Genomic DNA, 7,557 nt, shown 5'->3' on the forward strand with positions numbered 1-7,557 from the left:
GGTCTATACGGTCGGCCGCCAGATCGCCGAGGCGGTGCAGATCCACACCAAGGCTTCCCGCCCAGCGGCCATGAAGAAAGCCGAAGAGATGCTGCGTCTCGTCCGCATCGCGGACCCCGAGCGTCGCGTCAACAACTATCCTCACGAAATGTCCGGCGGCATGCGCCAGCGCGCCATGATCGCCATGGCTCTGGCCTGCTCGCCGGAACTGTTGATCGCCGACGAGCCGACGACGGCCCTGGACGTCACTATCCAGGCGCAGATCCTGCGGCTTATCATCGATCTGAAAGTGCGCACGGGAACGGCCGTGATGTTCATCACGCATGACCTGGGCGTTGTCGCCGAGACGTGCCAGCGCGTGGTCGTGATGTATGCTGGCCGGATCGTAGAACAGGCGAGTGTGATAGATCTGTTTGCGCGTCCCGCGCATCCCTACACTCAGGGCCTCATGCGCTCGGTGCCTGACCGGCGGCGCGGCCGACAGCGCCGCCTCCCGGAGATTCCCGGCATTGTGCCAAGCCTGCGCGAGCCCATCGTCGGCTGCAGCTTTGCGCCACGCTGCCCGTTCGCGATCGACATTTGCCGCGACAAGACGCCCGCCCTGCGAGATGTCGGGTCGGAGCACGCCGCGGCCTGCTGGCGCGCCGAAGAGGTGATGGGCGCATGAACGGTCCTCTGCTGAAAGTCGAGAAGCTGACCAAGCACTATCCGCTTGGCTCGGGACTCTTCAAGAAAACCATTCCGGTGATCCGGGCGGTGGAGGATGTATCCTTCAGCGTCGAGGCCGGCGAGACGCTCTGCATCGTCGGCGAATCCGGCTGCGGCAAGTCCACGGTAGCGCGGCTGCTGATGCGGCTCGTGGAGCCGACGGGCGGGCGTGTGCTGATCGACGGGACCGACATTGCCGGCCTCAAGAAGGGCGCGCTTCACGCCTGGCGCCGTCGCATGCAGATGGTCTTTCAGGATCCTTACTCCTCGCTGAACCCGCGCCTCACCGCCGGACAGATCATCACCGAACCGGTCGAGAACTTTGAGCGCCTCAGCCGGAAGCAGCGGCAGGCGCTTGCGGCGGAGCTTCTGCGAAAGGTCGGAATGTCGCCGGAGATGATGCACAGGCTCCCATCCGAATTGTCCGGCGGTCAGCGCCAGCGGCTCGGCATTGCACGCGCCCTGTCGCTCAACCCCTCGCTCATCATCGCCGACGAAGCGGTGTCGGCCCTTGACGTTTCCGTGCAGGCACAAATCTTGAATCTGCTTCTGGATCTCCAACAGCAGATGGACATCGCCTTCGTATTCATCTCGCATGACCTTGGCGTCGTGGAGCATATCGGCCACCGCGTCGCCGTCATGTATCTGGGGCGGATCGTGGAGCTTGCGCCGTGCGAGGCGCTCTTTGCCAAGCCGGTCCATCCCTACACCGAGGCGCTGATCGCGGCGGCACCCGTGCCGGACCCGACCCGGGCGCGGCTGGCGGTGCCCGTGGAAGGCGAGGTGCCAAGCCCCATCAATCCCCCGAGCGGGTGCGCGTTCCACCCGCGCTGCCCGCTCGCCGTCGAGCGCTGCCGCATCGAAGTCCCCCCTTTGGTGCCAATGGCAGATGGTCGCGTCGTGGCCTGCCATGTGCGTGCCCCGGCTACTGATATCGCGGCCCCGCCCGCTGCAGGGGCCCGCATGGCGCCTGAGAGGAGCGTCTCATGGCGATAGTAAAACAAGTGTTCGGAACGCTCGCGCCTTTGGAACCTACCGGGGGCCCGATCTTCCCGATCGACCGGGACATGAAGATCTAAGTCTCAGGATAACCTCGCAGAAAGCGGAAACCACTATGTCCACAAATACCATCACGCGCGTTCGCGCTAAGGGCGACGCCTTCTCCGTCGGCTTCGCGATCGGGCGGGCCAGCGCCGGTTTTCTCGAACACGCTCTGCGCGTCGAGGAATATCGCGCCCTGCACGCCCGCTGGCGCGGATCGGACTATCTGAAGACTCTTGAATCAGCGGCCCGCTCGGCCTATCCCCGCTTTGTGCGCGAGATCGAAGGCATTTCCGCAGGTGCTGGGCAAAATTTCGAACTGATGTTCCTTTGGAACTGCGCGCAAGACCTACCGCTTCCCAACAACGTCTCCCCGATGACGAAAGCCGTCGCCACCATGGGCTGCACCTCGCTCCTGATTCCGGCAGAAGGCGACGACCCGGCAATACTCGCCCACAATGAAGATGGCGAGGCGGAGTATCTCGGCGCCTGTCTCTGGGTCGAGGCCGAGCCCGAGGAGGGCCTGGCTTGGAGCAGCTTCACGTATCCCGGCAACCTGGCGGGGAGTTTCGGCCTGAACCAAGCCGGCCTCGTCCAGGCTATGAACAACATCACACCCAACGACCATCAGCCTGGTGTGCCGCGGCATTTCATCAATCGCGCGACGCTGGACGCGAAAGGGCTGGATGAAGCGATCGAAATTCTGAAACGCAAGGACCGCGCCAGCGGCTACCATCACAATCTCGGTGAGGTGAAGACGCGTCGGCTCGTATCTGTCGAGGCGCCGGCCTCAGGCTGCGCCGTTCGGGAGGCCGCCTCGCCCCGAGCCCACGCGAACCACATGCTTTGCGGGGAATTCGACAGCTTGAAGCAGACGATCAGTCTCTCTTCGCGCGATCGGCAGGAAGCGGCAGACCGAATGATTGCGGAAGGCGCGCTTGCGGGCGGCGCGGAGGCGGTGCTGTTCGATGAGACCACTCCTATCTATAAGAACGGAAAAAACGGAAGCACCCTGGCCACGGGCGTCTTCGAGCTTTTCCTTGATCGTATCGAATGGCGCATCCACGCCGCGCCACACGAGCGCGACACGCTAAGCGGAACGATGCGCGTCATCTAAATCGAAGGACCCTTACGCTTTCACAAACCAACTCCAGATCTCACTGAGCGAAAGCTAAGCCTACGAGGGCCGCCGGTTCGGTGACCGACTTCTCCGTCTAGCAACAACCGTTGCATTCACCTGCCGACAGGAAACTTCATTATGACATTCACTGTTTTGACCGCTGAATTCTCGACTGAATCCAACACCTTCAATAAGAATCGCGTCGACTATGATGCCTTCCACTGTTTGTTGGGGGACAATGCTGTAAAGGAGCGTGGAGACGCCAATACCGAGCTTGCCGGCTTCGGCGATTGCGCGCGCGACTACAGCTGGAAACCGATTCATGTGCTCAGCGCCAGCGCCGACTGTTTCGTTGTGACCCGCGACGCTTTCGATCGCCTGGGGGGGGCCATCGTCGCAGCGGCCGCTGAGCACAAGGCGACACTTGATGGCATCCTACTCGGCCTTCACGGTGCGATGGTGACGGAATTTTGCGAGGACGGCGAGGGTGAGCTCTTGGATCGACTGCGCGCAGCGGTCGGTCCGAGTATTCCGATTGCGATCACGCTCGATCCCCACGCCAACGTGACGCCGAAGATGTGCGAGCTCGCCAATATCGTCGTATCCGACAAAACGTACCCTCATGTTGAGATGCGCAAAGTCGGCCGCCAGGCCGGCGACATCCTTCAGCGCGCAATGAAGGGCGAGATTCGCCCACGCACCTTGCGCGTTCATCCACCGATGCTACGAGAGGCGAATAGCGGACGGACGGATGTTGGTCCGATGGTCGATCGGATAGCCAAAGCCATCGCTTATGAGAAGGAGCCCGGCGTCTTTGCCGTCAGCATCAATTCCGGATTCGGCTGTGCCGACATCCGCGAGGTCGGCCCCACGGTCACCATCACTTATGACGGCAACGAGGCCAAGCATCGTGCCTTCGCCGAGTCAATTGCTGACGATATTTGGGAAAAACGCTTCGACATAATTGATTATTTCATGCCAGTCGAGGAGGCGGCCGACATTGCGAAAGGATACAAGAGTGACAAGGGCCCTCTTATCATCGCCGATTACGCCGATAATCCGGGTGCCGGCGCCTATGGCGACTCGACCAATCTGCTGAAGGCGCTCCTCGACGCTGGGATCACCGATGCCGCTTTCGGACCGATGTTCGATCCGGAGACCGCCAAGCAGCTCCATCGCCACAAGGCGGGCGACCACGTGAAGGTGAAGCTGGGCGGCAAGTCCGATCCGCGCTTCGGCGGCACACCGCTGGAAGTCGAAGGAGAGGTCCGTCTGATCAGCGACGGCTCTTACACCGGCGACGGTCCGCAGATCGGCGGGTTGCATTTTTCCTGGGGCGAGACCGCGGTCCTGCGGGTCGGCGGCATCGAGATCTTAGTAGTGAGCGGGGGCGGACAGATGCTGGACTTGCAACAGTTCCGCGCTTTCGGCATCGACCCCGCTGCTAAGGCCGTAGTCGCGCTCAAGTCCCAGCAGCATTTCCGGGCCGCCTTCGAGCCGATCGCCGGAAAGATCATCTTGTGCGACAGCGGTGCACTCTGCACCACTCATCTAGACAAGTTGCCTTATCGGAACGTGCCGCGACCCATCTTCCCGATCGACCGGGAGATGAAGATCGAACACGCTGAAAGCTGAGTCAACTGATCGGAAAGTGATGCTGCTCTATTTGGCATCGTTACCGAGACTAATTGGCCAAGAGTCGAGGTAGCGGCCATAAGGCGAGGCTGATTGGAACTTAATGGAAAAGAGGGGTTCGCTGTGTAAAGAACAGACCGCCGTCGTCAGGCGTCACGGCGTCACGCGACTGCGACTTAGACTTATTTGCGCGGTGCACCCTGCCGTGGCCTTTCCCACCGACAGGGTGCATGTTCAGGCCTGCATGGAGCGCTGCGCGCCGCGATACCCCATCGCCCCAATCGGTCACTTATTTGCGCGCGACGACCACGAGGCGCGGTCCATAGGAAGTGAACTCTTCGCCTTCCTGGCCGTATGCTTCAACAGTCTCGAACCCAGCGCTTCGTAACATGCGAACATGTTCAGAAAACCCATAGATTCTGGTAGAAAGACGCGTTCGTCTAACGCGTCCATCGCGGACGACGATCCTTGCGCAGTTTCGACGATCAGTCAGCGCATCATGACTGTGTATATCTATTCTTAGATCGTCATCACGTTCCAAAACGTGGCAGGTAGATGACCTATCGCGTAGCAAAGCGAAGCGATTGAGTTGATCGATTAACAGACGCCCGCCCTTTCGAAGTGCAGATGCGGCTTCATGAAGAACTCTCTCATTATCCGCTTCATCGAAATAGCCAAAGGTCGAGTACCAAAGAAAAGCTGCGTCAAACCGATCCCGCCAAGGAACGGACCGCATATCGCCAAGCACATACTCCACTTCTACCCGGCGTTCAGCCGCGTCCGCCTCGGCTTTCTTTAGCAAGATTGGCGACATATCCAGTCCAGTCACCCGCGCTCCTTTTTCCGCCAATCGGTTGGTGATCCGCCCATAACCGCATCCGAGTTCAAGGACTGAACCGCCTTGTGTGAGCGAAAGAAGGTCCCAAATTGCTCCTGCTTCCCGGTCACTTCTCTCTGGCGGATTAATCAAATGACTAAAATGCAGGTAGTCCTCGCTGAAGTGTGACTCGAGTTCGGGCAAAGAAAGGGCGGTGCTCATCTCGGATTTCCGTGTTTATTCGCTGATGTTGGGATCTATTTGACAACATATTGCATAGCCCATAGCGATTTAGAAGTGAACATTTGTGAATACTTTGTTATGAGGATTCAATGTTCGGCAGCACTGATTGACCTTCCTCTTCGTACAGGCGTCCGCTTCGTTTGTAGTCTGGCCGTCCCAGAACGCTTCGGTTGATTGAGCAGTGTCGAGCGGTAGAAGTAGGCCCCGGACCCTTGGCAGGGGTCGCTCCCGTCGCCTGCCGTCAGGGCAGTGGAGAACAGAAGCTTCATCCAGAGATGGAAGGGCTAACGTTAGACGCGCACTCTATAAGCCCGCTCTCGTCGCTGCCCGCTTTAACCCTGACCTCAGGGAAAAGTACCAGCACCTCATTGCATCGGGCAAACCAGCCAAAATTTATAGTGGCGTTTATGCGCAAGCTCCTCGTTACCGCCAATGCGCCTCGTCAAAGCCAATCTAGTGAGGGAGAACTCGCAAATCGCACTTCCTTTGAGATGCAAGAATGCAAGATCTGGAAGCTGGCGAATTGGAATCGCTGAACACGATGTGCTGGCTCATGCTCCTGCCTTCAGCGGGAACGCACTGCCAATTCCGACTGCACGACCTCTAGACGGATGATCGCGCCCGCTTGCCGGCCGATTTCATCTACGCTGTTCTCGATCATTTCGACGAGGTTCTCGAGAACAGCACACGGTTTTCGCTTTTCCCGGCCGCGATCAAATTTTCCCAGCAACAGCAAGGCGCAGTTTTTGTCGGACCGGGCGCAGAAGACCAAAGCGCCGTTGTCCTTGAGTTCTTGAACCAGGAATGCGTCATCGGAGGCAATTCCAGAAAGCAGCTCATACGCCTGGCGCAGTCTTAGTCGAATTGTGGCATACTCCTCCGACGTTTCGATGAATCCAGAGAGGGATATATATGGCAACTTGGTCGAGCTCTGCAGCCACACCTCAGTCCCGTCCGCTTTGAGAAACATCGTTATTTTCCAGCCAATTCAGAAAGCATTAGATTCTTGAGATATAACAACTCGGTCATCTCCTTCACAGGTGACGATACTTCCTCCAGATCTCATGCGTCAAGAAAGCGATCAGGTTTTTTCAACGATTTATTCTAATCTTCATGATTCTTACACATGATATTTATATTAAGCTCTGCCCCCGAGGGAACCCTTCGCTTGACAGGCTGCAAGCCGATGTTCTGAGCCTTGGGGAATTCGACAAATGACCATCGCGTTGCCCGGTCGCCTGTAGCGTCGCGATGCGCGTCGGTAGGGGTTTCAGCTGCGACACCATAGCATTGGAATTCAAATCCTGCTCGAGCCCGCCCCACAGCTCATTGAGAATAGGTTATTGCCTACCAGGAGGTAATTCGAGCGGACGATCTTCGTGTTACGACGGATGAGCCGATATCGTTCTTCTCAAAAAGGCGACGTTTCGGATACTGAGTTCGTTTTTGGGGGAGGGGGTAGTAGGTTGTCGGGAGCCCGTGGTCTCCCCAGCCGACGACGACATCACATCAGGCTTTGGGCTACGGCTCGTGGTGAAGTCCTAAACTTGCTTCTCTATTCGGCGTGTTGAAGTCAAGCGCTTGCGAGCTTTCCGCTTCGCCGGCATCTGATGTCCTTTCGCGGCTCTTGCTTCTCTGCGGGATCGGCGCTCAGGCCCTCCCTCCATGGGATTCAAGTGCACGAGGTGGAGCAATCTGGAAAGCGTCCTGCCGAAGCGGAACAAGCAAGTTTGCGAACTCACCTCATCCATCGTCCGCGAGGGACAATCGTCCCACCGGCAAGTGGGAACTTATCGTCTCGCTTCCTTCCGGCTTTTAAATTTCCTCCTTCATCAATTCCCCTATCAGGTTCGACCCTGCGGCCATCTTCGCGTCCCGACCTTCTGCGGCTGGCCGCCTTGCGCAGTGGTCGTCAAGGGTGGGTCCCGGAGGGGCCATCGCGTAGCGACTTGGCCCTTGACGAGCGCGAGCACGGCGGCAGGCTACGCTTGGT

Annotated in this window: 7 protein-coding genes; 5 read left to right on the top strand and 2 right to left on the bottom strand. The window is 58.7% G+C overall.

Annotated features, from left to right (window positions below; all coding sequences use genetic code 11):
* The 4 genes from EOA32_RS30150 to EOA32_RS30165 all read left to right on the top strand — a co-directional run.
* The coding region (locus tag EOA32_RS30150) for an ABC transporter ATP-binding protein (RefSeq protein WP_145971389.1) at positions 1 to 667 on the top strand (667 nt) is incomplete at its 5' end.
* The gene (locus EOA32_RS30155) at positions 664 to 1,704 is read left to right on the top strand and encodes a dipeptide ABC transporter ATP-binding protein (RefSeq protein WP_128373659.1); all 1,041 of its coding nucleotides are present in this window, start codon (positions 664 to 666) and stop codon (positions 1,702 to 1,704) included. The genes EOA32_RS30150 and EOA32_RS30155, both read left to right, overlap by 4 nt.
* Before the next feature lie 118 nt (positions 1,705 to 1,822).
* A complete protein-coding gene (locus EOA32_RS30160) occupies positions 1,823 to 2,866 on the top strand; it encodes a C45 family peptidase (protein WP_128373663.1) in 1,044 nt (347 codons plus the stop codon).
* Positions 2,867 to 3,007: 141 nt separating this feature from the next.
* Complete coding sequence (locus tag EOA32_RS30165) at positions 3,008 to 4,504, top strand: M81 family metallopeptidase (protein WP_128373660.1); 1,497 nt, start codon at positions 3,008 to 3,010, stop codon at positions 4,502 to 4,504.
* 289 nt (positions 4,505 to 4,793) lie between these two features.
* Here EOA32_RS30165 and EOA32_RS30170 read toward each other — a convergent pair whose 3' ends face one another.
* Positions 4,794 to 5,543 (bottom strand): class I SAM-dependent methyltransferase, encoded by a 750-nt coding sequence (locus tag EOA32_RS30170; protein ID WP_128373661.1) that lies wholly within the window; start codon positions 5,541 to 5,543, stop codon positions 4,794 to 4,796.
* A gap of 202 nt (positions 5,544 to 5,745) precedes the next feature.
* Here EOA32_RS30170 and EOA32_RS30175 point away from each other — a divergent pair, with 202 nt between their 5' ends.
* Complete coding sequence (locus EOA32_RS30175; protein ID WP_210214861.1) at positions 5,746 to 6,021, top strand: transposase; 276 nt, start codon at positions 5,746 to 5,748, stop codon at positions 6,019 to 6,021.
* A 108-nt stretch (positions 6,022 to 6,129) separates the two neighbouring features.
* Here the strand turns inward: EOA32_RS30175 and EOA32_RS30180 are convergent, their stop codons facing one another.
* Entirely contained in the window at positions 6,130 to 6,534 is a 405-nt protein-coding gene (locus EOA32_RS30180) for a hypothetical protein (RefSeq protein ID WP_128373662.1), read from the bottom strand.
* Positions 6,535 to 7,557 lie beyond the last annotated feature (1,023 nt).

Source organism: Mesorhizobium sp. M1A.F.Ca.ET.072.01.1.1 (assembly GCF_004023325.1).
In the GTDB taxonomy this organism is placed as follows: Bacteria; Pseudomonadota; Alphaproteobacteria; order Rhizobiales; family Rhizobiaceae; genus Mesorhizobium.

What these genes read in the sequence shown, in the direction of transcription:
- EOA32_RS30170 (WP_128373661.1), bottom strand. Translation starts at nt 5,543, where the DNA reads ATGAGCACCGCCCTTTCTTTGCCCGAACTCGAGTCACACTTCAGCGAG.
- EOA32_RS30160 (WP_128373663.1), top strand. Translation starts at nt 1,823, where the DNA reads ATGTCCACAAATACCATCACGCGCGTTCGCGCTAAGGGCGACGCCTTC.
- EOA32_RS30155 (WP_128373659.1), top strand. Translation starts at nt 664, where the DNA reads ATGAACGGTCCTCTGCTGAAAGTCGAGAAGCTGACCAAGCACTATCCG.
- EOA32_RS30165 (WP_128373660.1), top strand. Translation starts at nt 3,008, where the DNA reads ATGACATTCACTGTTTTGACCGCTGAATTCTCGACTGAATCCAACACC.
- EOA32_RS30180 (WP_128373662.1), bottom strand. Translation starts at nt 6,534, where the DNA reads ATGTTTCTCAAAGCGGACGGGACTGAGGTGTGGCTGCAGAGCTCGACC.